The sequence below is a fragment of the Actinophytocola sp. genome, assembly GCF_050699935.1.
Taxonomy (GTDB): domain Bacteria; phylum Actinomycetota; class Actinomycetes; order Mycobacteriales; family Pseudonocardiaceae; genus Actinophytocola.
Genome location: NZ_JBOHGB010000017.1, coordinates 1 through 25,291 on the forward strand (window position 1 = coordinate 1; position 25,291 = coordinate 25,291).

Below are 25,291 nucleotides of genomic sequence, written 5' to 3' on the forward strand. Positions count from 1 at the left end.
GCCGGCACGCGCGCCGCGCCGGCGGTGACCGCGGTCCGGCTCGCGCCATGACCGTCACGCCGCCACAGGCCGGGCCCGACCAGTGGTCGGCGCTGTCGTTCACCTTGCGCGGCCCGCGGATCAGCGGTCTCGTCGCCAGCCCGTCGGTCGACGCGGCGTACTTCCAGACCCAGGTGTTCGACGGCTCGTTCCGGGTCACCCGGCTGAACCGGGTCGGCGGCGGCGAGGTGCCCGTGCCGCCCGAGCTCGGCTGCTACGCGCACGCCCTGCTCGCCGACGGCACGCTCGTGCTGCTCGGCCGGGACGGGCGCGCCGGCGCCACCGGCACCACCGTCGCCACCCTCGACCCGGCCAGCGGCACGGTCACCGAGGTGTGGCGCTGTCCCGGCAGCGTGCTGTCCGTGACCGCCGCGGCCCGCGCGCGGGTCGCGGTGCTCAAGGTGAAGGTCATGCGCGACGCGGCCGACCTCGCCGACGACGTGCGGTTGCGCGTGTCCCGGCGCGCCGCCGGGACGTCGGCGATCCTCCACGAGGGCCCGCGGATCCACCAGCACGACCTCGACCTCGGTCCGGACGAGCCGCGGCTCGTGCTGCTCGACCTGCGCGGCGAGCCGGCCGCCACCGACCTGACGCCATGGGCCGGGCGCGGCCTGCGGGACCAGGCGTACGCGGTGTCGCCCGACGGCCGGCACGTCGCGGTCATCGTGCTGCGGGAGTGGCCAGGCCCGGTGTTCGCACACGACCTCGTGCTCGTCGACACCGCGACCGGCGCGCACCGGACGCTCGCCGCCGAGCCCGGCGTCGACTTCCTCGAGCCGGCGTTCTCCCCGGATGCGCCGGAGGTGGTGTGCGTGGTGGCCGAGCGCAGCACCGCGCGCTCGCCCGCCCGCCATCGGCTCACCGTCGTCGACGTCGCGACCGGCGCGCGCACCGACCTCCCCAACGACGCCGAGCTGATCCCCGGCCAGGTGCGCGTCGACCCGAACGGCCGCATCCTCTTCGTCGCCGACCAGGACGGTCACCGCAAGCTGTTCTCGGCCGGCCGCGACGGCGAACCGAGGGCGCTGACCCGCACCGGCGCCGTGGTGCGCCACGAGGTCACCGGCCGGGGCGTGCTCGCGATCCTCAGCACCCCGGTGAGCCCGCCGCGCGTGATCAGGCTCGGCGCTCGCGTGCGGGTGTTGCACGAGGAGACGCCGGAGGGCGCCGGCACGAACCTGCACCGGGTCGGCCGCGAGGTCGACGGTGTCCGGCTCGGCGCATGGCTCGCGCTGCCGGGCGATGCCGCCGGACCGCTGCCGCTCGCGGTGTTCCTGCACGGCGGGCCCATCGCCTCGTGGACCGGCTGGCTGTGGGGATGGAACCCGACTGTGCTCACCGACCAGGGGTGGGCGGTGCTGCTGCCCGACCCGGCCCTGTCGTCCGGCTACGGGCAGGCGCACCTCGACCGCGGCTGGGGCGCGTGGGACCGCGCGCCCGTGACGGACACGCTGGCGCTGCTGGACGCGGCGCTCGCCGAGTTCCCCGCGCTCGACCCGGCCCGGGTCGCGGCCGCCGGCGGCTCGTTCGGCGGCTACCTCGCCCTGCGGCTGCTGCGGCGGCACCGCGACCGGTTCCGGTGCGGGGTGGTGCAGGCGGCGCCGTTCGACCTGCCGAGCTTCGTCGCGAGCTCCGACGCCGGTCACTACTTCCGGCGTGAGCTGTCCGATGTGGACGGAGAGCGGACCGGAGACCTGGCCGACCTGCCCCCGGTCCTGCTAGTGCACGGCGCCCGCGACCGCCGGGTGCCGGTCAGCCAGGCTCTGCATCTGTGGCAGGAGCTCAACGCCGACGCCCTGGCGGGGGAGCGGGGACACCAGTTCCTGTACTTCCCGGACGAGGGGCACAGCATCCGCCGACCCGGCAACCTGGAAACCTGGTACCGAACCCTGCGCCGGTTCCTCGACCGGCACGTCCGCCAGCTCCCGGGCGACGACCTGCCCTGGGTGTGACGCCCCGATACCCGATGCCGGGATCGATCGTTTCCAACCTTTCGCGCGCCTCGAGGCAACCTGGCGCGGTCGGCATCCGTATCACGGGTAACCGGGAGGAACTGAGTCCGTGACTGATCGAGATGCGGAGTTCGGGGAGTATTTCGACAGCCGTGCCGTCGTCATGCGCCGGACCGCGTACCTGCTGTGCAATGGCGACTGGCACCGTGCGGAGGACCTCGTCCAGACCACCCTGATCAAGATCTACGCTGCCTGGCCACGGCTGCGCCGCAGTGGCGGCCTGGACGGCTATGCCCGCACGGTGATGGTGAGGGCGGCGATCGACGAGTCGCGCAAGGGGTTTCGCCGGCGGGAGAACCTGGTCGATCAGCTACCCGAGGTCGGCGTCGCGGCGAGGCCGGTGGAGGACGTGCTGGATGTGCGACGTGCGCTCGCCACCCTCCCGGCTGGGCAGCGAGCCGTGGTGGTGCTGCGGTACTGGGAGGACATGTCCGTGGCGGAGACCGCCGCGATACTCGGCAGGAGCGAGGGCACCGTGAAGAGCCAGGCCGCGAAGGGGATGGCGATGCTGCGCACGGTGCTTGGCGCAAACCATGACGCTGCGGGAGGTCGTGCGTGAACGAGCAGGACCTACGAGACGGCAAGCGGCTGCTCGGCCGGGCCCTCGGTGACGAGCCGCCACTGTGGATGGCCCGCGACGAGGTGCTGCGGCGCGGCAGGCGCGTGGTTCGTAGGCGCAGGCTGGCCATCTCCGGTGGGGTGGCCACCGGTGTGGTGGCGGTCCTGGTCGGCGCGGTTGCGCTGACCAGCTTGGCCGGCCCGAATGGTTCGTCGGGCGCCCCGGCCGGAGCCGCCGTGCCCGCACCTCCACCGGTCAGTCATAGCGAGGTGACCACGACGCCGGCCGTTCCGGTCCTGCCGTCCAAGGGTGGGGTCGCGCCCGGCTTCCCGGTGCCCGGTGCCGACATTCCTCGACCGGGCGAGCCGCGCACCGAGGCGGAGGCGAAAAGGTTGGCCGGCCTGCTCTCCGCCCGCCCGCCGCGGCTGCCGGAGGACATCTCGGTCCAGCCGATCGGGATGTCGGTGGTCGACGGCGGCTGGCATGTCATATACGACCTCGAAACCACCGACAGCGACCGAAGCCTCCTGATCGACGTCTGGCCGACCGAGACCAGAGGGGAACTGAACTGCACCGGCGCGCAGAGCGGCGAACAGATGTCCGGCTGCGCGACCAAGAAGCTCGAGAACGGCGCCTCGATACGCACTCTCACCGAGGGACCACCCGACGGGAGCACCCCCACCCTGCGGAGCGTGGTGGCCAGCCGCCCAGACGGTACGAGTGTCTTCGTCCTGGAAACCGGGACGTCCATCCCGACGTCCATCCAGCCGTTGCTGACGTTCGACCAGTTGACCGAGCTGGCGCTGATGCCGCAGCTGAGGGTGCGCTGGTAGTGAGAACGTCCTTCGCGCACGGTGTCTGGAGGGTCGGCCTGCCGCTCGCGGTCGACGACACCATCGTCCCTTCGGCCTAACGCCGCCGGGCGGCGGTTGGTCAGCTCGAACGAGCCCGCTCGGCCGTTGGGGCAATGTCGATATAGGCCGAATGGAGCCGTGATATGTGCGCAAATAGGATCTATCGTTGGCGCGTATCGTGGACCGGCGGCAATCTGTTAACCGGAAACGCTACGTGTAGCGAACGGCGGTTAACTGTAACTCATCGTGAGTCTGGGGGTTGTCGAAGCGGGGTCCGGTGACTGGGCGGCGAGGAGCGAAATGCCGGACTATGATTTCCGTGATCTCACGTTGGATCACGTGAAATGCTATGTAGCAGACGTGTCCAGCACGGCCGTGGAGCTGTCGGACGCGTACGGGTTCGACAGCTACGCGGCGTCTGGTTTTCCGGACGGCCGGGTGTCCGACGCGTGTTCCGTCGCTCTCGGTACGGACCGGATCCGGTTGGTGCTGTGCGCGCCGCAGACCGACGACCACCCCGGCCGCGCCTACGTCGCGGCGCACGGCGACGGCGTGTGCGACATCGCCATGCGAGCCGACGACGTGCGGGCCACCTTCGCCGAGGCGGTACGGCGGGGCGCCCGCCCGGTGGCCGAGCCGGTGGCGCGGGACGGCATCGTCACCGCGACCATCGGTGGCTTCGGCGATGTGGTGCACACGCTGGTGCAGCGGCCACTCGACGTGGACCCCCGGTCGTTGCCCGGTTTCGCGATCCTCGACCGGCCGGGCACGGCGACCGGGGTCGGGCTGCACGAGGTGGACCACTTCGCGGTGTGCGTCGAGGCCGGCTGGCTCGATCCGACCGTCTCGTGCTATGAGCGGACGCTCGGCTTCGAGGTGGTGTTCGAGGAACGCATCACGGTCGGCGCGCAGGCGATGAACTCGAAGGTCGTGCAAAGCCGGAGCGGCACGGTCACGCTCACCGTACTCGAGCCGGACCCGGACCGTGACCCGGGCCAGATCGATGAGTTCCTGAAAAGCCACGGTGGGTCGGGGGTCCAGCACATCGCCTTCACCTCCGAGCACATCGTCACCTCTATCGACGAGCTGCGAAATCGGGGCGTGGAGTTGCTGATCACCCCGGATTCCTACTACGACCGGCTGCCCGGCCGAATTGATTTGTCAAAGCATTCGGTCGGCGACCTGCGGCGGCTCAACATTCTGGTCGACGAGGATCATGACGGCCAGTTGTTCCAGATATTCGCTCGCTCCACGCACCCGCGCCGGACGTTCTTCTTCGAAGTCATCGAGCGGTGCGGGGCGACCACGTTCGGCAGCGGCAACATCAAGGCTCTCTATGAGGCGGTGGAGCTGGAGAGCTCGAAGGTGTCGGAGTAGCCGGGTGGCCGGGGAGGATCTGGGGCAGGCGCCACCCGTGCCGGTGACCCGGGAGAACAGTCGACCGAACGCGGGGGTGGCCGCGCTGGTGGCCGAGTGGTGCGCACGGACGCCGGACGCGCCGGCGGTGGCGGTCGCGGGCACCGGGGTCGCGGTGACCTACCGGGAGGTGTGGGAGCGTGCCGGCCGGTTGGCCGCCGAGCTGGTGGCGGGCGGAGTCCGTCCTGGCGAGGTGGTCGCGGTCGCGCTGGACCGGTCGGTCGAGCTGGTCGTCGGGCTGCTCGGCGTGGTCCGCGCCGGCGCGGCCTACCTGACGCTCGACTCCGCGACGCCACCCGGACGCGTCGCGGAGCTCGTCGCCGACGCGGATGTCCACTGTGTACTGACGGCTCTCGGGCGGCACGCCGTCCAGCTGCCCGAGACGGTGCGGTGCGTGCCGGTTCCCGCGGCTGGTGGGCCGGAGGCCGACGCCGCCACCGACGTCGCCGCCGAGGTCGCCGCCGGCGGGGACGACCCGTGCTACCTGGTCTACACGTCCGGCTCGACCGGCCGGCCCAAGGGCGTGCTGGTACCCCACCGCGGGGTGGTCCGGCTGGTGCGCAAGCCGTGGTTCTGCACGATCGCCCCCGGCGACCGGCTGGCGTGCACGGCCAACCCGGCGTTCGACGCGATCACCTTCGAGGTCTGGGGCGGCCTGGCCGCCGGAGCGACGGTCGTGATGTTCCCGGACGTCACCGATGGCGGGCTGGACCGCTGGGTGGAGCTGGTCTCGGCGGAGCGGCTGACGGTCCTGCACCTCACCACGTCGGTGTTCAACCTGGTGGCCCGGGAGCGGCCGGCGGTGTTCGGTCCACTACGGACACTGCTGTTCGGCGGGGAGCAGGCAGACCCGGCCATGGTCCGGCGCGTGCTGGCGGACGCGCCGCCGGACCGGATGGTCAACCTCTACGGCCCGACCGAGACGACCATGCTCGCGAGCTACTTCGACTGCACGCTGGACGGCGTGCCGGAGCACGGCCGGGTGCCGATCGGCTTCCCGATCCAGGACACCACGCTCTCCGTCGTGGACGAGCGGGCGGACGGCGAGCTTCGGCCGGTGCCGCCGGGCGGGGTCGGCGAGCTGTGCGTCGGTGGGCCGGGGGTCGCGCTCGGCTATCTGGGCCTGCCCGAGCTGACCGCGGAGCGGTTCGTGCCGGACCCGGCCGGCGGATCGGCCACCGTGTACCGGACCGGGGACCTGGTCCGGGAGGGCGCGGGTGGTGCGCTGGAGGTGATCGGGCGGCGGGACCGGCAGGTGAAGGTGCGTGGGTTCCGGGTCGAGCTGGACGAGATCGAGCTGGCCGCGACCGCCACCGGGCTGGTGGACACCGCCGTGGTGGAGAAGGTCGGCGACGGACCGGCGTCCACCCTGGTCGGGTTCGTGCTCCCGGATACCGCCGACACCGCCGCACTCGCGGCCAGGCTCGCCGAGCGGCTGCCCGACTACATGCTGCCCGCCCGCTGGGTCCGGTTGCCGGAGCTTCCGGTGCGGCCGACCGGCAAGATCGACCGCACCCGGCTGGCGAAGCTGGCGTCGGCCGATGGTGTGACCGGCGGGGTGGACGGCGGGGTGGACGGTGGTCTCGCCGGCCAGGTCGGCGCCGTGTGGCGGGAGCTGCTGGGCGTCACCTCGGTGGCCGACGGTGACAACTTCCTCGACCTGGGCGGCAACTCGCTGCTCGCGGTGCAGGCGGCGGCGCGGCTGCGGGACCGGCTGTCGATCGAGCTGGAGCCGGCCGACGTGCTGCTCGCCGACACCTTCGCCGACCTCGTCGACCAGCTGCGGCGAGCGAGGACCACCTGACGTGCTCCAGCTCGAGAAGATCGCGCCGCTCTCCTTCGCGCAGGAACGCCTGTGGTTCATCGACGCGGCCGGCGGTGGGGCCACCTACAACGTCCCGCTGCTGCTGCGCTGGACCGAGCCGGTGGACGTGCCCGCGTTGGCCACCGCGCTGGCGGCGGTCACCGAGCGGCACGACGTGCTGCGCACCACCTATGAGCTGTGCGAGGGAAGCCCGGTGCAGGTGGTGCGTCCGCCGGGTCCGGTGCCCCTGGAGGTGCGGCCCGCGCGCGGCGACTGGGCGTGGGTCCACGAGGAGGCACTGCGGGTCGCCCGCGAGCCGTTCGACCTCACCACGGCGCCGCCGGTTCGTTGCGTGGTCTGGCAGGGCGGCCCGGCCGGCGACGCGATGCTGCTGTGCGCCCACCACATCGCGATCGATGGCTGGTCGTCGGGCCCGCTGTTCGCCGAGCTCGCCTCCGCGTACGCCGCCGGACGGGCCGGCCGGGTGCCGGAGCTCGACCCGTTGCCGGTGCGGTACACCGACTTCGCGGCTCGCGACCGCGCCGCGTTCACCGAGCCTGCGGTCGCCGCGCACCTCGACCGCAGGGTGGGTGAACTGCTGCGCGTGGACGGCGACCTCGCGCTGGCGGGGCGCCGGGCGGTACCCGACGCGGGCGGCGGCCGGCCCGGCGAGCAGCACGTGTTCACCCTGCCGGCGCCGGTCTGGAACCGGGTCGGGCAGCTCGCCGCCGAGGTCCGCGCCACGCCGTTCGTGGTGCTGTTCGCCGCGTTCCAGGCCGTGCTGAAACGCTGGACCGAGCGCGACGAGTTCCTGGTCGGCATGGTCGCCGCGAACCGGTCCGACCCGGAGTTCGAGCGCCTGGTCGGGTTCTTCGTCAACACGGTGCCGCTGCTGTGCGCGGTGCCGGCCGGGGTGTCCTTCCGGGGCTTGTGCGGGCTGGCACGCCGGGAGTCCTTCGCCGCGCTGACCCACCAGCGCCTGCCGTACGAGAAGCTGCTGGCGGCCGCTCGGGCGAGGGGAGCGGAGAACCTGGTCACGGTCGCGTTCGGACTGCAGAACATGCCGGCGCCGGACTACCCGGTCCCACCGCCGTGGACCGCGCCGAGGCTGCTGCCCACCGGCACCGCCAAGTACGAGCTGCTCGTGCTGTTCGAAGAGGACAGTGGAGAGCTCACCGGCACCGTCGAGGTCGACACCGGCCGCTACCCGGCGGAGCTCGCCGCCCGGCTGGCCGAGAACGTCACCGTCCTGCTCCAGGCCGCGCTCGCCGGCCCGGACCGCCCGGTGGCCACCCTGCCGGTCACCGCGCGCGGTGCTGGAAGCGATGCCGGGAGTGTCCTCTGTGGACCGGAGCGGCGGCACGACGTCACCACGGTGGTCGACGCCATCGCCGGCCGGCTCGCCTCGGTCGACCCGGACGCTCCCGCGGTGACCGCGAGCGGCGAAACGGTGACCTGGCGGGAGCTGGACGGCTGGGCCCGCGCCATCGCCTCCGGGTTGCCGCGCGACGCGCACTACGTGCCGGTGGCGGCCGCGCGCGGTGGCGGCATGACCGCCGCGTGGCTCGGCGTGCTGCGCACCGGCGCCGCCTACGTCCCGCTCGGCGTGGACATCCCGCCGAGCCGCGCCGAGCACATCCTGCGCGAGGTCGGCGCCGACGTCGTGCTCGCCGACGCCGAGGGCGTCAAGCTGCTGGCCGGGCTCGACGTCACGCCGCGGGTGATCCGCATCGACGAGTCGCGGCACGCACCCGCCCCGCCCGGACCGCCCGTCACACCCCATCCCGAGTCGCCCGCCGTGCTGCTGTACACCTCCGGCACCACCGGCCGGCCCAAGGGCATCATGATCCCGCATCGCGGCCTGCTCAACACGGTGATCTGGTGGGCGGAGGAGTTCGGGCTCTCCACCGCGGACCGGGTGCTGTGCACCTGGTCCACCCAGTTCGACGTGGCCACGTTCGACACCTTCCGGTGCCTGGTGGCCGGCGCGCAGCTGGTGTACGCCGACGACGTCGAGCGGCGGGACCCGCACGCGCTGGTTCGGCTGATCCGCGGCCCGGCCGGCGCGACCGTGATGTCCGCGACACCGAGCCTGCTGCGCACGATGCTGGTCGCCGACGAAGGCGCACCGGCCGGCTCGACGATGCGTGCGATCACCGCGGCCGGCGAGGTCGTGACCCAGCAGATCGTCCGCGCCTGCCTGGAACGGTGGGGCGTGCCGACGCAGAACATGTACGGCCCGGCCGAGGTGTCCTGCGCGACCACGGGCGGCTTCGTCGACCCGGACGACGAGCATCCGACCATCGGTCGGCCACTGCCGAACTACCGCTGCCTTGTGCTCGGCCCGGAGGGCGAGGATCTGCCGGAGGGCGTGCCCGGTGAGCTGTACGTGGCGGGCGTCGGGGTGAGCATCGGCTACCTCGCACAGCCGGGCCGAACCGCGACGGCGTACGTGCCGGATCCGGTCGAGCCGGGGCGCCGGATGTACCGCACCGGCGACCGGGTCGCCGTCCGCCCCGACGGGCGGCTGGACTACCTCGGCCGGTTCGACCACCAGGTGAAGATCCTGGGCAACCGGATCGAGCCGGACGAGGTACGTGCCCTGCTCGAGGAGCAGCCGGGTGTACGGTCGGCCGCGGTCGTTCCCGAGGGAGAGCCCGAGCGGCTCGTCGCCTACGTCGTGTTGTCCGAAAAGGACACGCTACCGACCCGCGACGAGCTGGTGACGCCGTTGCTGCGCTGGCTGCCCTCGCCCGTGTTGCCGGCGCGGCTGTACGTGGTCGACGAGATCCCGCTCAACACCAACGACAAGACCGACTTCCGCGCACTGCGGGCGATGCGGTCGGTGCCGCTACCGGCCGGCGAGCGCACCGTCGCGCTGACCCCGGGCGAGCGGCACGCCGCGGAGATCATGACAGCGCTGCTGGGTGTCGACGAGGTACTGGGCCCCGACGCCAGCTTCTTCAGCATCGGCGGGCACTCCCTCGGCGCGATCGAGATCGTCCGCGAGGCCGAACGCCGGCATGGCGTCGTACTCACCCTGCGCGAGTTCCTGACCGACCCCACCGTCGCCGGCCTGGGCGGCCTGCTCACCCGCACGCTCGGCGACTCGGCCGCACCCGCGCCGTGCGACGGGATCCCGGCCGCCGCGACTCCCGGCCAACGGTTTCCGGCGACCTCGGTCCAGCAGCGCCTCTGGTTCATCGACCGGGTGAATGCCCTGCGCACCGCCTACCTGATCCCCATCCTCATCGAGCTGACCGGCCCGGTGGACCACGCGCGGCTGCGGGACGCGACGGCCGCCGTGCTCGGCCGCCACCCGGCGCTCCGCTCGCGGTTCGAGCTCGGCCCCGGCCGGCGTCGCATCCACTACCGCACCGACGGCCCGCCGCCCGAGGTCGAGATCACCCACGGGACCGCGGATCTCGCCGAGTTCTGCTGGACGTCCTTCGACCTCGCCGCCGACGCGCCGGCCAGGGCGCGAGTCATCGCCGACGGGGACCGCACGGTACTGGCGGTCGTCACGCACCACATCGTGTTCGACGGCTGGTCCTTCGACGTCCTGTTCGACCAGATCGGCCGGGCGTACCGGAACGAGAGTCTTCCGCCGGCCGTACACCCGGTCGAGATCACCCCGACAACCGGTACCGGCGCCGCCGAGGTGATCGAGCGGTTGCGTGGTGCCCCGACCGACGTCGCGCTCCCGCTGGCCGGGCCACGGCGCGAGGTGCAGCCGGTCGTGGCGAGCACCACGTCGTCCACTGTAGACAAGGACCTCACCGGTCGGCTGCGTGCCGTGGCCGGCCCGCTCGGCTGCTCCACCTTCGTCACCAGCGCAGCGCTGCTCGCCGCCACCCTCGCCCGGACGAGCCGGCAGCGCGACTTCCTGATCGCCTTCCCGTGGGCCGGCCGGGACCGGGCGGACACCACGCACGCGGTCGGGATGTTCGTCAACACGCTGGTGCTCCGGGCGGACCTGCGTGACGAGCCGACCTGGCGGCGACTCCTCGAACGGGTCCGGGACGACGTCCGTGCCTGCTACCGCACGGCCGACGTGCCCTTCGACGAGGTGGTCGCCGCGCTGCACCCCGGCCGCGACCTGAGCCGCCCGCCGCTCACCCCGGTCTACCTCGGGGTGTTCGACGGCGAACACACGGTCCCCGACCTCGGTCCCGGGACGGCCGCGCGCTACCTGCCGCTGCCCGGGACGACCGTCAAGTACGAGCTGGACCTCACGGTCACCGACCAGGGTGACGAGCTGGTGCTCACCGCGACCTACCCGACCGAGCTGTGGTCGGCCGCCACCGCGGCCGGTCTGTTGGCGTCCATTGTGGACGTGGCCGCCGACCTGGTGGCCGATCCGGACGCAGCCGTCCTGACAGGAGTGCGAGATGAGTGAACAGGACCTGATCGAGCAGGTCACCGCGGCGTGGGTCGAGGTGCTGGACACCGGGTCCGTACCGGCCGATGTGAACTTCTTCGACGTGGGTGGGGACTCCATCCTGCTCATCGTCCTGCTCGAGCGGCTCAACGCGCTGACCGACCTGGAGCTGGAGCCTCCAGATCTGTTCCAGCACACGACGATCCGTGCCCAGGCCGCACTGCTCGCCGGCGAGCACGCCAGCACACCGGAAACCCCGGCACCCAGCCGGGCGGGTCTGCTGCGCCGGGCCGAGCGCACCCAGCCGGGACGCTGAGATGGAAACCGCCATCGCGGTGGTCGGCGTGGCCTGCCGGTTCCCGGACGCGTCCGACCCACGACGGTTCTGGGGCAATCTCGATGACGGAACGGTTTCCACCAGGAGACTGTCGGCGGAGACGTTGCGCGCGGCCGGCGTGTCGGCGCGAACCCTCGCCGCGCCGGACTTCGTGGGAGTGGCCGGCACGCTGCCCGACCCGGCCGGGTTCGCCGCCGAGTTCTTCGGCTACCCGCCGCGCGAGGCCGAGCTCATCGACCCGGCACAGCGGCTGTTCCTGGAGACCTGTTGGGAGGCCATGGAGGCGGCCGGACACCCGCCCGGCCCGCCCGCCCCGCTCACCGGGGTCTTCGCTGGCGCCGGCCCGAGCAACTACTCGCTCGCGCTGCAGGTCGCCGCGGCACGCGAGCACGGCGTGGCCGCGGTGAACGACGACGCCGACCTCTACCTCGGCTCGGCGCCGGACTTCCTGACCTCGCGGGCCGCCTACAAGCTCGACCTGCGCGGGCCGTCGGTCAGCGTGGGCACCGCGTGCTCCTCCTCGCTGTCCGCGGTGCACTACGCCGTGCTCGGTTTGCTGTCCGGCGAGTGCGACCTGGCGCTGGCCGGCGGCGCCGCGGTGAACGAGCCGCACGCCGGCTACCGCTACCGGCCCGGCGGTCTGGCCTCCGCCGACGGCCTGTGCCGCGCGTTCGACGCTCGGTCCACCGGCACCTCGTTCAGCTCCGGCGTCGGCGTGGTGGCACTGCGCCGGCTCGCCGACGCGCTGGCCGACGGCGACCCGGTGCGCGCCGTCGTGCTGGGCAGCGCGGTCGGCAACGACGGCGCCGAGCGCACCGGGTTCACCGCGCCGAGCCCCGGTGGGCTGGCCGCGGTGGTACGTGCGGCGCTGGGCGTGGCCGGCGTTTCCGGCACCGAGTTGCGTTACGTGGAGGCACACGGGTCCGGTACGCCGCTCGGCGACCAGATCGAGCTGCGAGGCCTGACCGACGGGCTGAGCGCGACCGGCACCGGCTTCTGCGGCCTCGGCTCGGTGAAGGCGAACATCGGCCACTGTGGACCGGCGGCCGGCATCGCCGGGTTCATCAAGGCGGTGCACGTCGCCGCGACCGGCTCGCTGCCGCCGCACCCGCTGTTCGCGCACGCTCGTGACCCCGGCGTGCTCGCGGGCAGCCCGTTCGCGATCTCGCCGGAGCCCGGCCGGTGCGCCGATCCGGACCGGCGGGTGCTGGTCAACTCGATGGGTCTCGGTGGCACGATCGCCACCGCCGTGCTCGCGCCGCCACCGGCGCCCACCCGGCCACCGGCGACGGCTGGCGGACGGGTTCGCCTGCTGCTCTCCGCCCGCACGAGGGGCGAGCTGGACGCCATGTCCCGGGCGCTGGCCGACGAGCTCGTGCGCGACGAGCACTCGCTCGCGGACGTCGCGCACACCCTGCGGGTCGGCCGGGCGTCGTTCGACGAGCGCCGGGTGGTCACGGCGACGCCGGACCAGGTCGTCGCCGCGCTCCGGCTGCCCCGCCCGCCACTGGTCCGCACCGCGCACGTCACGCCCACCGGTACTTTCCGCGGGGACACCGAGGAGGCGGCGGTCGAGGCGTGGCTGGGTGGTGCCGACGTGGACTGGGCCGCGCTCCCCGGCACCGGCCGGCGGGTCACCCTGCCCACCTACCCGTTCTCGCGCCGCCGCTACTGGGCGCTGGACCGGCTCGACCCCGTCGCCGCGCCCGCGGCCGCCCCGGTCCTGCGGTCCACATCGGACACCGGCACGGCCGATGACCTCGAGGCCGACCTGCTTTCGGTGTGGCGTGAGCTGTTCGGCGTCGCCGCGATCGGCCCGGACGACGAGTTCGGCGCGCTCGGCGGCACGTCGCTGCTGTCGGTGCGCATGGCCCTCGAGATCCAGCGCCGCCACGACGTCCTGGTCAACGTGCACCGCGCCGGCGGCAGCCGGGCGACCGTGCGCCGAGTCGCCGAGCTGGTGCGTGGCGGGCGGGGTGCCGGCGCGGCGGCGGACGGGGACGGCGCACTGGTCGACGCCGACATCGAGCTGCCGCTCGGTCCAGTCGCCTCCGCACCATCCACAGCCGGCCAGGACGTGCTGCTCACCGGCGCCACCGGGTTTCTCGGCGCGTTTCTGCTGCACGCGTTGCTGCGGGTGCCGGCCCGGCGAGTCCACTGCCTCGTGCGTGCGGACGGCGAAGCCCATGCCCGGCAACGGATCCGGGCCGCGGCGGCCCGCTACGAGCTGCCCGAGCCGGACTCCGCGCGCGTGGTGCCCGTGACCGACCTCGAACGGGTCGACGCCGCGGCGGTCGGGTACGTGCTGCACTGCGCGGCGCGGGTGGTGTTCACCGAGCCCTACCGGGTGCTGCGTGCGGACAATGTGCACACGCTGGTCGACCTGGTGCGCTGGATGCGCGGCGCCGGCATCCGCGACCTCGGCTTCGTGTCGAGCATCGGAGCCACGGGTGAGTCACTCGGCGGTGCCTACCGGATCACCGAGACCCGCCAGCAGCCGCTCGACCCGCTCCAGGGCGGTTACGGCGTCAGCAAGTGGGTCGGCGAGCGGATCCTCGAACGGGCCGAGCGGGACGGCCTGCGGGTGCGGGTGTTCCGTCCCGGCTTCATCCTCGGCGCCACCGCGACGGGGGCGTGCAACCCGAGGGACCTGATCTGGCACCTGATGGCCAGCGGTCTCGAGGTCGGCGCCCACCCGGAGGATGACCGGGCATGGCCCATGGCGCCCGTGGACGTGGTGGCCGCCGCCATCGCCGAGCTGACCACGGACCCCACGTCCGCCGGGCGGGCCTACCATCTCGCCGCCGAGACGGCCGTGAGCCCGCGCCGGATGTTCGAGCTGCTGGCCGGTACTGGCCTGGCCACCGCGCCGGTGGCCCTCGAACGCTGGCAGCGGCTGGTCGCCGAGCGCGCGCTGGTCACCGGCCACCAGGTGCTGTCCACCATGGCACTGTACGAAGTGGATGATCACTGGCTCGGCCCGCACGACCTCGAGGCGGTGGCCTGGCGGCCATGGCTCGCCGGGCACGGGCTCGACCCGAACCCCAGCGGGGAGCTGCTGCGCCGCTGCCTCGACCATCTCGCCGCACGCGAGGCGGACTTCGCCAGGTTGCTGTCCCAACCCCTGGAGGTCAGGTGACGAACTCCCAGACGGCCCACCGGCTGGCGGTCGTCGGCGCGGGCGTGATGGGCACCGCCATCGCGACGCTCGCCGTCGGCCGCGGCCTGCCCGTGCACCTGGTCGACATCGACGCGGAGAAGGCCGGCAGGGCCGGCGAGTCCGTGCGCCAGCAGCTCCGGCTCGCCCAGCTGATGGGTTCGCTGCCACGCACCGGGCCGACCGGCGAGCTGACGACCGAGGGATCCACTGTGGACCTTCCGTCGGTGACCGCCGTGATCGAGTCGGTCACCGAGAACGCGGAGACCAAGGTCAAGACGCTCGCCGAGATCTCCGCCGCGGTGGCGCCCGGGACGCTGCTGGTGTCCAACACCTCGGCGATCCCGATCGACGAGCTGGCCGGGGCCGTCGCCCGTCCGGCCGACCTGGTCGGCATCCACTTCATGAACCCGCCGTACCTGATCCGGACGGTCGAGGTGATTCGGGGCCCGCGCACCGGCGACGCGGCGATGGCCGCGGCGACCGAGCTGCTCGCCGCACTGGACATGGCGGCCGTGGTGGTGGGTGACGGGCCGGGTTTCGTGATCAACCGGGTGCTGCAGCGGATGATCAACGAGGCCGCCCGGATCGTCGAGGAGGGCCTGGCCACGCCGGCGCAGGTGGACGAGCTGTTCCGCGGCTGCCTCGGTCACCAGACCGGCCCGCTGGCCACGGCCGACCTCATCGGGCTGGACAACGTCGCCGACTCGCTGCGGGTACTGCACGAGCGGACCGGCGACGACGGGTACCGGCCATGCGAGTCGCTGCTGGCCAAGGTGGCCGCCGGCGAGCACGGTCGCAAGGCGGGCCGGGGATTCTTCGAGCACGGGAGCACGCTGTGACACAGACATCGGTCACCGCCGAGGCGGTGCGCGAGAACCTGCTGGCGTTCCTCGGCAAGCGCGCCAAGACCACCTGGGAGCCCGACCAGGACCTGTTCGCGTCCGGGTCGTTCTCCTCGCTGTTCGCGCTGGAGCTGGTGATGCACCTGGAGAGCGCGTTCGGCATCGCGATCGGCGCGGAAGACCTGCGCCTGGAGCACTTCCGCACCGTCGCCACGATGACCGAGCTGGTGCTTAGGTTGCGGGCCAACGGTGAATGAGCACGACGCCGCCGCCATGGTGGCCGAGCTGGCCGGAGAGCACGCCGGCGAGTGGGACCTCGCCGGCCGGCTGCCGGCGGACGTGGTCGGCGAGCTCGCCGGCAAGGGCGTGCTGTGTGCCGAGGTGCCGGTCGAGTACGGCGGGATGGGTCTGTCCAGTGTGGTGGGCGGCGAGCTGACCGCGGCGGTGGGCCGCCACTGCGGTTCGCTGCGCAGCCTGCTGACCTCGCACGGCATGGCCGCGTGGACGCTGCTCCGGTTCGGCTCCGCCGAGCAGAAGGCGAGCTACCTGCCCCGGATGACCGCGGGCGCACTCGCCGGCGTGGCGTTCAGCGAGCCGGGCGCGGGCAGCGACCTGTCCGCGCTGACCACCACGATCGTCGACGACGGACGATCGGTCGTGGTGGCCGGGCACAAGGTGTGGGTCACCGGTGCCGCCTACGCCGAGCTGCTGGTGGTGTTCGGTCGTTACGGCGACGGCGCGGCCGTGGTCGTGGTGCCGGCCACCGCGCCCGGCGTACGCGTCGAGCCGGTGGCCGACCCGGTCGGTTGCCGAGCGGCCGGGCACGCCGACGTCCACCTGGACGAAGTTCGACTGCCGGCCGACGCGCTGCTCGGCGCCGCAGGCCTGCCGGTCGGCCTGCTGGCCACCACCACGCTCGGCTACGGCCGGCTGTCGGTCGCGTGGGGGTGCGTCGGCATCCTGCGGGCCTGCCTGGCCGAGGCCACCCGGCATGCGAGCACCCGCGAGCAGTTCGGCGTGCCGATCGCCGAGCACCAGCTGGTGGCTCGGCATCTCGCCGAGTTGCTCGTGGCCGAGCGATCCGCCACGCACACCTGCGCGCACGCCAGCCGGTGCTGGGACGACGGCGCACCGGAGGTCGCGTCGGCGGCCATGCTGGCCAAGCATCTCGCCGCGACGAGTGCCGTACGCGGTGCCGCCTCCGCCGTGCAGGTCCTGGGATCCGCGGGTGCGCGGGACGGCCACCCGGTCGCCAGGGCCTACCGGGACGCCAAGCTGATGGAGATCATCGAGGGCAGCTCGGAGATCTGCCAGCTCGCCCTCGCCAGGCACGCCGTGGCGGAGTGGACATGAGCACTGTGAGCGGGAGTGACGGAGTGTTCGTCGTCTGGGCCGAGGAGCGTGCGCGGGCGTGTCAGCGCTGGGCACGTGAGGGGGGAAGGCGGCGGGTAGCGGAGGAGCGGAGCGAACCATGAGCACCGTGAGCGCAGGTATCGGGTTCATCCATTGTGTACTGCCGGACAAGCTCGTCGAGGTCGGCGAGCTGCCGGAAGTTCCCTTGCTCGGCCGGGAGGAGGCGGAGTTCGCCGGCGGCAGCGGCGTGCGCACGGTCGGCGTGTTCCCGGATACGCCGACCGCCGAGCTGGCCGCCATGGCCTGCCGCGAGCCGGCTGGCGGCCGACCCGGTGAGCGGGCGGACATCCTGCTCCTGGTCGCGCCGAGGGCCCCGGACGTGCTGCTGGGCTCGGACGTCTGCCGGGTGCAGGCCGCGTGCGGGTTCGGACCGTCGTTCGCGTTCACTGTGGACGGTCTGGGTTGCGCTGGATCGAGTGTGGCCTGGGGGCTGGCCGCCGACCTGCTGGCGGCCGACCCGAGCCGGGAGCGCGTGCTGATCGCGCACGCCAGCAGGCCGACCGGGGTGGACCGGGTCAGGTACCCGGTCACGGTGATCGGCGACGGCGCGTACGCCATGACCGTGGAGCGTGGCGGCCGGCCCGTGCTGCGGGCACATCGGGTGCGCACCGACGGCGAGTTCCACGATCTGTTCTCAGTGGACTACAAGCGGGTGCCCTGGTACGAGTGGCGCGAGGAGTGCGACTCGCCCGACCGGTACCGGTTCGAGCTGGCCATGCGCAGCCGGCTCGAGCTCGGCGCGCTGGTCGACCTGGTCCTCACCGACGCGGGTGTCGCCAAGGACGCGGTCACCGCCACCGTGATGCAGAACGTCACCGCGAGCGCGTACTCGTTCTACGAGTCCCTGTTGGGACTGCCGATCCACCCGGTGTGCGGCGAGCACCTGGCGAGCTACGGGCACCTCGGCGCGATGGACGTGGTGCTGAACCTGGACAGGCTGCTCGCGAGCGGCGACGTGTCGGGCGGGGACCTCGTGCTGGTGCTCAACAACAGCCCGGTCGCGGCCTGGGCGGCGACCCTGTGGGAGGTATGAGCGTGAGCGGCACCGTGAGCCAGACGATCAAGTGCCTGATCTGGGATCTCGACCAGACCCTGTGGCGCGGCGTGCTGCTCGAGGACGGCGAGGTGACCGTCCCGGACTCGGTGCGGGCCACGATCACCGAGCTGGACGCCCGCGGCGTGCTGCAGTCCGTGGCCAGCCGCAACGACCACGACCACGCGTGGGAGCGACTGGAGAAGCTCGGCCTCGCCGAGTACTTCGTGCTACCGATGATCGGCTGGGGGCGCAAGTCGGACTCGGTGGCCGAGATCGCCGAGCGGCTCGGGTTCGCCCACGGGGTCGTCGCGTTCGTGGACGACCAGCCGGCCGAGCGGGCGGAGGTGGCCTACCACCTGCCGGACATCCGCTGCTATCCGGCCGAGGCCGTCGGGTCCTTTCTGGACCTGCCGGAGTTCAGCCCGGCCACCGTCACCGAGGACGCCAGGCAGCGCCGGGCCATGTACCAGGCCGGGTTCCGCCGGGACGCCGAGCGGGCCGAGTTCACCGGCGCGGACGAGGAGTTCCTGCGCTCGCTCGGCATGGTGCTGCGCGTTCAGCGGGCCGGCGAGGCCGAGCTGGCCAGGGTCGAGGAGCTCACCCTGCGGACCAGCCAGCTGAACGCCACCGGGGTGCATTATTCGGACGCCGACCTTCGGGCGCTGCTGGCCGACCCGGCGCACGAGGTGCTGGTGGCCACGCTGACCGACCGGTTCGGCCCGCACGGCGCGATCGGCGTGCTGTTGCTGGAGAAGCACGAGCCGGTCTGGCGGCTGAAGCTGCTCGCCACGTCCTGCCGGGTGGTCTCGTTCGGGGTCGGCACGGTCATCCTGCACTGGCTCGCCGACCAGGCGGCCGCCGCGGGCACGCACCTCGTGGCGGACTTCCGGCGGACCGAGCGCAACCGGATGATGGAGGTCGCGTACCGGTTCGCGGGCTTCGACGACGCGCCGTGTGACTGCCGTGGCTCGCTGCCGCCGGCAGCGGAGGGCGGCCAGCACCTGCATCTGACGCCGTCCCGGCACGAGCCGCCGGTCACCATGCGGGTGGTAGCGCCGACGCTGCACGTCCGGACGCTGTACCAGTGGTTCGCAGACTCCGCGGAGCGGGTGGGCGAGGAGCCGGCCCTGGAGGTGGGGGACCTCGTACTGAGTTACCGCGAGCTGCGCGAGCGGGCGGAGTCGCTGGCCGCCCGGATCCTCCGCGAGCACGGCGGGCCCGTCCGACGGGTGGCGCTGCTGGCGTCCCGCAGTCTCGTTGCGTACGCGGGATACCTTGCGGTGCAACGCCTTGGTGCCACGGTCGTCCCGCTCAACCCGGGGTATCCGGCCGCGCGCAACGCCATGGTGTGCGACCAGGTCGTCCCGGACGTGCTGGTCGCCGACGACGCGGGCGCCGCCCAGCTCGCCGACCTGCCAACCGGGCCCACGGTGCTCCAGCTGTCTGATGTGGACGTCTCCGGCTCCGCCGGGCCGCCGCCGTACGAGCCGGATCCGGACGGGCTCGCCTACATCCTGTTCACCTCCGGCTCGACCGGGGTGCCCAAGGGGGTGCCGATCCGCCACCACCAGGTCTTCCCCTACCTGGAGCGGCAGATCCAGCGGTACGAGGTCGGACCCGGCGCCCGGACGTCGCACACCTTCGACCTGACGTTCGACCCGTCGCTGTTCGACCTGTTCGTCACCTGGGGCGGCGGTGGCACGCTGGTCGTGCCGCAGCGTGCCGAACTGCTTCGGCCGGTGGACTACATCATCGACCGGCGGATCACCCACTGGTACTCGGTCCCGTCGGTGCTGTCGATCAGCGCGACGCTGGGCAACCGTCCGGACGCGGTCGTGACCTCGTTGCGGTACAGCATCTTCGTCGGCGAGCCGCTGACCCAGCGACAGTGCCGGGCGTGGCGGGCGGTCGCACCGAACACGGTGGTCGAGAACGTCTACGGGCCGACCGAGCTGAGTGTGACGTGTACGGCCTACGCGCTGCCGGCCGAGCCGGAGCGGTGGCCGGTCACCTCCAACGACACCGTTCCGATCGGTGCGGTGGACGAGTCCCTGGAGTACCTGATCCTCGACGAGCATGGCCGTCCGGCGACCGAGGGGGAGCTGTGCATCCGCGGCCGCCAGCGGTTCGACGGCTACCTGGACCCGGCCGAGAACGTCGGGCGGTTCCTGCGCTACCGGGACGGGGTGGAGAGCTATGCCGCAAGGGGCGAGCTGACCGGCGAGCACTACTACCGCACCGGCGACCGGGTGCGGATCGAGCATGGCCTGTGGGTCCACTTGGGACGGTCGGACAACCAGGTGAAGGTGCGTGGCTACCGGGTCGAGCTCGGCGAGGTGGAGGCGGCGATGCTGCGCCACCCGGACGTCTTGGAGGCGGTGGCGGTGGCCCTGCGGCGGGACGAGGAGGTCGAGCTGGTCGGCGTGCACACCGGCGCGGAGATCCCCGCCGCGGAGTTCATGTTGTGGCTGCGCAAGCGGATTCCCGTGCACATGGTGCCGCGCCGCTACCTGCGCCTGGACGCGTTGCCGTTGAACGCCAACGGAAAGGCCGACCGACGGGCGTTGGCGGCGGAACTGATGGAGGGAGCACGCTGATGCTTCGTGACCTGATCCCGCCGCCGGGCCCGGTGCGGGTGCTCGCGGCGAGCGGGCTGGCCAGGACCACCGGGTTCGGCACCATGGTGGCGGTCGCCGTCCTGTACTTCACCCGCGCCGTGGACATCCCGCCCGAGCGGGTCGGGCTCGGCATGACGATCGCGGCGCTGTGCGGGATGGTGGCGAGCCCCCTCGCGGGCCGTGCCGCGGACCGGTTCGGCGCACGGGACGCGGCGATCGTGCTGGTGACCGTGCAGGGCGTCGCCGTGTCGTGCTACGCGCTGGTCGGCGGGTTCGTGCCGTTCGTGATCGCGGTCAGCACGGTGATCAGCTTCCACTCGTCGGCGGAGGCCGCCCGCGGCGCGTTGGTCGCCGGCGTGGTGGAGCCGGAACGGCGGGTCGCCACCCGAGCGCTGCTGCACTCGGTCACCAACATCGGCCTGTCGCTGGGCGCGGTCGCCGGCGGCGTGGCACTGCACTTCGACACCCGGGCCGTGTACGTCGGCATGCTCCTCGCGTGCGGCGTGCTCTTCGCCGGATCCGGCCTGGTGTACCTGAGGTTGTCAAGCCCGGAGCCGGTGCCGCACCCGGCCGGCGGGCCTCGCTGGGAGGTGCTGCGCGACCGTCCGTTCACGCTGTTCGTCGCGCTGAACGCGCTACTGGTGATGCACGACAGCGTGCTGACCGTGGTGCTACCACTGTGGATCGCGGAACGGACCGACGCGCCGGTGACCGTGTACGCGGCGATCCTGCTGCTCAACACCATCATCGTCGTGCTGTTCCAGGTCCGGGCCACCCGCAACAGCTCGGACGTGGCCGGCGGGGTCCGGGCACTGCGCACCAGTGGCGTGCTGCTGGCCGGTTGCTGCGCGCTGTACGCCGTCGCCGCGGGCCAACCACCGTGGCTGGCCGTGACGATCCTGCTGGTCGGCGGCACGATCCACGTGTTCGGCGAGCTCCTGCACAGTGCCGGCTCGTGGGCACTGGCGTTCGACCTGGCCCCCGAGCACGCGCACGGCCAGTACCAGGGTGTGTTCAACATGTCCATCCAGCTCGGCGGCGTGATAGCCCCGGTGTTGGGCACCGCGGTGGTGATGGGCACCGGCTGGCCAGGTTGGCTGATCCTGGCGGCCGTGCTGCTCGGCGCGGGCCTCGCCGCCCCGACCGTGGCCACCTGGGCATCTCGCAGAGCGAAGCTCAGCGCCGAGCCGAGCACCTGACGCCTGGCCGGTTCCACCGGCCGAGGAGCTCATCCCGCCTTGATCGTGGCACGGGTTTGCCGGGCGATCTCGCGGTCCTCGCGGGCGTTGATCACGAGTGTGCGTACCGGTACGCCCGCGGCGGTGATGTCCGCGTCCGTGGTGGCGGTGTCGTTGGCGCTGTCGTTCGCGGCGTGGTCGAGCCGGATGCCGAGGAAGCCGAGGCCGGCGACCGCCGCGGCCCGGACCCGGGGTTGGTGTTCGCCGACGCCTCCGGTGAACACCAGGACGTCGATGCCGTCCATCGCGGCCGCCATGGCGGCGATCTCGCGGCGGAGCCGGTGCACGTACACGCCGAACGCAGCCGCGGCGGTGGTGCCGGTGTCCGTGCCGTCGGCGCCGAGGGAGCGCACCACATCGCGCATGTCGCCGGAGCCGCCGGTCAACCCCGCCAGACCGGACCGGTGATCGAGGACGTCGGCGAGCCGCTCGCCGTCCACGCCCGCGTGCCGGAGCAGCCACAGCAGCAGACCCGGGTCGACGCTGCCCGGCCGGGTCGCCATCACCAGGCCATCGAGCGGGGTGAAGCCCATGGTGGTGTCCACGGACCGTCCACTGTGGACGGCGGCCAGCGAGGCGCCGGCGCCGAGGTGGCAGCTGACCATCCGCAGGTCCGCCCGGTCCAGCATCGACGCCGCGCGGCGGGCGGCGTAGGCGTGGGACAGGCCGTGGAACCCGTAGCGGCGCAACCGCCATCGCCGGTTCCACTCGCGGGGCAGCGCGTAGGTCGCGGCCGCGGCGGGCAGGTCGTGGTGGAACGCGGTGTCGAAGCACGCCACGGCCGGCGTGTCCGGTAGGGCCCCGGCGACGGTGTCGATGCCGGCCACCCCGCGTGGCTGGTGCAGTGGCGCCAGCTCGGCCAGGGCCGCGATCCGGTGCCGGGTGTCGCCGTCGAGCATGGCGGGGGCGGTGAACTCCGCGCCCCCGTGCACGATGCGGTGCCCGACCGCGTCCACCCGCGCCAGGCCGCCGATGAACTCCGTGAGCTCCTCGGTTTCGTGGGCGCCGCCCCACTCGCCGAGGTCGAAGCGCGCGACGACCTCGTCGTCCGGGTCGAGGAGGCGGACCTTGAGGCTGGACGATCCGGCGTTGACCACCAGGACGTGCATCAGTACGGCCAGGACCAGTCGCGGACCTCGGGAAGGTCCTCGCCGTGGGCGCGGGTCCACTGCTGGTGCCGCGTGCGCAGGTCCTGCATCCGTTGGCGGAGCAGCGCGGTCTTCGCGCCGACGGCGGGCACGCGGTCGAGCACGTCGGTGACGAGCTGGAAGCGGTCCAGGTCGTTCATCACCAGCATGTCGAACGGCGTGGTCGTCGTGCCCTCCTCCTTGTAGCCGCGGACGTGGATGTTGTGGTGGTTGGCGCGGCGGTAGGTCAGCCGGTGGATCAGCCACGGGTAGCCGTGGTAGGCGAAGATCACCGGTCGGTCCGTGGTGAACATCGCGTCGAACTCGCGGTCGGTCATGCCGTGCGGGTGTTCGGTGCGCGGTTGCAGGCGCATGAGGTCGACGACGTTGACCACTCGCACCGCCAGCTCCGGCAGGTGTTCACGCAGCAGCGACACCGCGGCCATGACCTCCAGCGTCGGTGCGTCACCGGCGCACCCCAGGACCACGTCGGGCTCGCCGCCACGCTCGTTGCCCGCCCACTCCCAGATTCCGGCGCCGCGGGTGCAGTGCACGATCGCCTCGTCCATGGGCAGCCAGTCCGGCGCCTCGTTCTTGCCGGCCACCATCACGTTGACGTAGTTGCGGCTGCGCAGGCAGTGGTCGGCGACCGAGAGCAGCGTGTTGGTGTCCGGCGGCAGGTAGACCCGGATCACCTCGGCCTTCTTGTTCATCACGTGGTCGATGAACCCGGGGTCCTGGTGGGAGAAGCCGTTGTGGTCCTGGCGCCACACGTGGGAGGTGAGCAGGTAGTTCAGCGAGGCGATCGGCCGCCGCCACGGTAGTTGCCCGCTGGTCTTGAGCCACTTGGCGTGCTGGTTGAACATCGAGTCGACGATGTGGATGAACGCCTCGTAGCAGGCGAACAGGCCGTGCCGGCCCGTGAGCAGGTAGCCCTCCAGCCAGCCCTGGCACAGGTGCTCGGAGAGGACCTCGACCACGCGGCCGTCCGGGACCAGGTGCTCGTCGACGGGGAGCACGCCGGCATGCCACTGCTTGCCGGTGGCCTCGTACACCGCGTCGAGCCGGTTGGACGCGGTCTCGTCCGGGCCGAAGACGCGGAAGTTGCGTGCCTCGGCGTTCTGGTTCACCACGTCGCGCAGGAACCGGCCGAGCACCCTGGTCGGCTCGGACGTCGACGCGCCGTGCTTCGACACCGCCACGGCGAACCGGGTGAAGTCGGGCAGGCTCAGCGGTCGCAGCAACAGCCCGCCGTTGGCGTGCGGGTTGCTTCCCATCCTCCGGGCGCCGGCCGGCGCCCACGCGACCAGGTCCGGCACGGGCCGCCCGCGCTCGTCGAACAGCTCCGCCGGATCGTAGGAGCGCAGCCACGCCTCGAGCATCGCCAGGTGCTCGGGATTCTCCCGGACCGTGGCCAGCGGCACCTGGTGCGCGCGCCAGGTGTCCGCGATCGGCACACCGTCCACTTCGGATGGACCGGTCCAGCCCTTCGGCGAGCGCAGCACGATCATCGGCCAGCGCGGCCGCTCGCCGGCCCCGCCGCCGCGTGCCGCGCCCTGGATGGCGCCGATCTCGTCGAACGCCGTCTCGAGAGCGCCGGCCATGTCCTGGTGCATCCGCGCCGGGTCGGAACCGGTGACGTAGTGCGGCGCGTAGCCGTAGCCGCGCAGCAGCGCGTCGAGCTCGTTGTGCGGAATGCGTGCCAGCACCGCCGGGTTGGCGATCTTGTAGCCGTTGAGGTGCAGGATCGGCAGCACCGCGCCGTCGTGCACCGGGTCGAGGAACTTGTTCGCGTGCCAGCTGGTCGCGAGCGGGCCGGTCTCCGCCTCGCCGTCCCCGACCACGCAGGCCACGACGAGGTCCGGGTTGTCGAACGCGGCGCCGTAGGCGTGGGCGAGGGAGTAGCCGAGCTCGCCGCCCTCGTGGATCGACCCGGGAACCTCCGGCGCCACGTGGCTGGGCACCCCGCCCGGGAAGGAGAACTGGCGGAACAGCGTGCGCATGCCGTCCTCGTCGCGCGACACCTCCGGATACGCCTCGGAGTAGCTGCCCTCCAGCCACGTGTTCGCGAGCAGCGCGGGCCCGCCGTGGCCCGGGCCGATGACGTACATGAGGTTCAGGTCGCGCTGCCGGATCAGCCGGTTGAGATGGGCGTACACGAAATTCAGCCCCGGCGTGGTGCCCCAGTGCCCGAGCAGCCGCGGCTTGATGTGCTCGGTCCGGAGGGGTTCGCGCAGCATCGGGTTGTCCAGCAGGTAGATCTGCCCGACCGAGAGGTAGTTCGCCGCCCGCCAGTACGCGTCGACCCGTCGAAGCACGTCCTCGTCGAGGCCGACCGTCGCTGCCTCGCTCATGCGACCTCCCGATCACCGCCGTCCGCGCGGCCCAACGCCTACCCATCCCAACAGACGGCCAAACCGCCCGCGACCCAAGCCGGGATCAGACGGACTCATGT

The 25,291-nt window shown here is 72.6% G+C and carries 16 protein-coding genes; 14 read left to right on the forward strand and 2 right to left on the reverse strand.

Annotated elements, in window-relative coordinates; all coding sequences use genetic code 11:
• The 14 genes from ACRDTB_RS08795 to ACRDTB_RS08860 all read left to right on the forward strand — a co-directional run.
• Positions 1–1,991 (forward strand): S9 family peptidase (locus ACRDTB_RS08795; RefSeq protein WP_431429523.1); only part of this gene is annotated, 1,991 nt, incomplete at its 5' end.
• 109 nt (positions 1,992–2,100) lie between these two features.
• Positions 2,101–2,610 carry a SigE family RNA polymerase sigma factor gene (locus ACRDTB_RS08800; RefSeq protein WP_431429524.1) on the forward strand — a complete coding sequence of 170 codons (510 nt, stop codon included), beginning with the start codon at positions 2,101–2,103 and terminating at the stop codon, positions 2,608–2,610.
• Positions 2,607–3,443, forward strand: a complete 837-nt coding sequence (locus ACRDTB_RS08805; protein WP_431429525.1) for a hypothetical protein — start codon at positions 2,607–2,609, stop codon at positions 3,441–3,443. The genes ACRDTB_RS08800 and ACRDTB_RS08805 overlap by 4 nt, the downstream gene beginning before the upstream one ends.
• 321 nt (positions 3,444–3,764) lie before the next feature.
• The gene (gene hppD, locus ACRDTB_RS08810) at positions 3,765–4,841 is read left to right on the forward strand and encodes a 4-hydroxyphenylpyruvate dioxygenase (protein ID WP_431429526.1); all 1,077 of its coding nucleotides are present in this window, start codon (positions 3,765–3,767) and stop codon (positions 4,839–4,841) included.
• A gap of 4 nt (positions 4,842–4,845) precedes the next feature.
• Positions 4,846–6,684, forward strand: a complete 1,839-nt coding sequence (locus tag ACRDTB_RS08815) for a non-ribosomal peptide synthetase (RefSeq protein WP_431429527.1) — start codon at positions 4,846–4,848, stop codon at positions 6,682–6,684.
• Between the two features lies 1 nt (position 6,685).
• Entirely contained in the window at positions 6,686–11,083 is a 4,398-nt protein-coding gene (locus ACRDTB_RS08820; protein ID WP_431429528.1) for an amino acid adenylation domain-containing protein, read from the forward strand.
• Positions 11,076–11,381 carry an acyl carrier protein gene (locus ACRDTB_RS08825; protein ID WP_431429529.1) on the forward strand — a complete coding sequence of 102 codons (306 nt, stop codon included), beginning with the start codon at positions 11,076–11,078 and terminating at the stop codon, positions 11,379–11,381. Before ACRDTB_RS08820 ends, ACRDTB_RS08825 begins: the two co-directional genes overlap by 8 nt.
• Before the next feature lies 1 nt (position 11,382).
• Positions 11,383–14,541 (forward strand): beta-ketoacyl synthase N-terminal-like domain-containing protein, encoded by a 3,159-nt coding sequence (locus ACRDTB_RS08830; RefSeq protein WP_431429530.1) that lies wholly within the window; start codon positions 11,383–11,385, stop codon positions 14,539–14,541.
• Complete coding sequence (locus ACRDTB_RS08835) at positions 14,538–15,401, forward strand: 3-hydroxyacyl-CoA dehydrogenase family protein (RefSeq protein WP_431429531.1); 864 nt, start codon at positions 14,538–14,540, stop codon at positions 15,399–15,401. Before ACRDTB_RS08830 ends, ACRDTB_RS08835 begins: the two co-directional genes overlap by 4 nt.
• Positions 15,398–15,661: an acyl carrier protein gene (locus ACRDTB_RS08840; protein ID WP_431429532.1), complete on the forward strand. Its 264-nt coding sequence runs from the start codon at positions 15,398–15,400 to the stop codon at positions 15,659–15,661. Before ACRDTB_RS08835 ends, ACRDTB_RS08840 begins: the two co-directional genes overlap by 4 nt.
• A 16-nt stretch (positions 15,662–15,677) precedes the next feature.
• The gene (locus tag ACRDTB_RS08845; RefSeq protein WP_431429594.1) at positions 15,678–16,757 is read left to right on the forward strand and encodes an acyl-CoA dehydrogenase family protein; all 1,080 of its coding nucleotides are present in this window, start codon (positions 15,678–15,680) and stop codon (positions 16,755–16,757) included.
• A 118-nt stretch (positions 16,758–16,875) separates the two neighbouring features.
• A complete protein-coding gene (locus ACRDTB_RS08850; RefSeq protein ID WP_431429533.1) occupies positions 16,876–17,850 on the forward strand; it encodes a 3-oxoacyl-[acyl-carrier-protein] synthase III C-terminal domain-containing protein in 975 nt (324 codons plus the stop codon).
• A 2-nt stretch (positions 17,851–17,852) separates the two neighbouring features.
• Positions 17,853–20,450: an amino acid adenylation domain-containing protein gene (locus ACRDTB_RS08855; RefSeq protein ID WP_431429534.1), complete on the forward strand. Its 2,598-nt coding sequence runs from the start codon at positions 17,853–17,855 to the stop codon at positions 20,448–20,450.
• Positions 20,450–21,670: an MFS transporter gene (locus ACRDTB_RS08860; RefSeq protein ID WP_431429535.1), complete on the forward strand. Its 1,221-nt coding sequence runs from the start codon at positions 20,450–20,452 to the stop codon at positions 21,668–21,670. The genes ACRDTB_RS08855 and ACRDTB_RS08860 overlap by 1 nt, the downstream gene beginning before the upstream one ends.
• Positions 21,671–21,699: 29 nt before the next feature.
• Here ACRDTB_RS08860 and ACRDTB_RS08865 read toward each other — a convergent pair whose 3' ends face one another.
• Both ACRDTB_RS08865 and ACRDTB_RS08870 read right to left on the reverse strand, forming a co-directional pair.
• On the reverse strand, positions 21,700–22,818 hold the full coding sequence (locus ACRDTB_RS08865) for an acetate/propionate family kinase (RefSeq protein ID WP_431429536.1): 1,119 nt from the start codon (positions 22,816–22,818) through the stop codon (positions 21,700–21,702).
• Complete coding sequence (locus tag ACRDTB_RS08870) at positions 22,818–25,190, reverse strand: phosphoketolase family protein (RefSeq protein ID WP_431429537.1); 2,373 nt, start codon at positions 25,188–25,190, stop codon at positions 22,818–22,820. The genes ACRDTB_RS08865 and ACRDTB_RS08870 overlap by 1 nt, the downstream gene beginning before the upstream one ends.
• Positions 25,191–25,291: the final 101 nt, after the last annotated feature.

Bases quoted from the DNA above. Each gene is read 5' to 3' on its own strand.
- hppD (WP_431429526.1), top strand. From the start codon at position 3,765: ATGCCGGACTATGATTTCCGTGATCTCACGTTGGATCACGTGAAATGC.
- ACRDTB_RS08845 (WP_431429594.1), top strand. From the start codon at position 15,678: ATGGTGGCCGAGCTGGCCGGAGAGCACGCCGGCGAGTGGGACCTCGCC.
- ACRDTB_RS08860 (WP_431429535.1), top strand. From the start codon at position 20,450: ATGCTTCGTGACCTGATCCCGCCGCCGGGCCCGGTGCGGGTGCTCGCG.
- ACRDTB_RS08865 (WP_431429536.1), bottom strand. From the start codon at position 22,818: ATGCACGTCCTGGTGGTCAACGCCGGATCGTCCAGCCTCAAGGTCCGC.
- ACRDTB_RS08830 (WP_431429530.1), top strand. From the start codon at position 11,383: ATGGAAACCGCCATCGCGGTGGTCGGCGTGGCCTGCCGGTTCCCGGAC.
- ACRDTB_RS08850 (WP_431429533.1), top strand. From the start codon at position 16,876: ATGAGCACCGTGAGCGCAGGTATCGGGTTCATCCATTGTGTACTGCCG.
- ACRDTB_RS08825 (WP_431429529.1), top strand. From the start codon at position 11,076: ATGAGTGAACAGGACCTGATCGAGCAGGTCACCGCGGCGTGGGTCGAG.
- ACRDTB_RS08870 (WP_431429537.1), bottom strand. From the start codon at position 25,190: ATGAGCGAGGCAGCGACGGTCGGCCTCGACGAGGACGTGCTTCGACGG.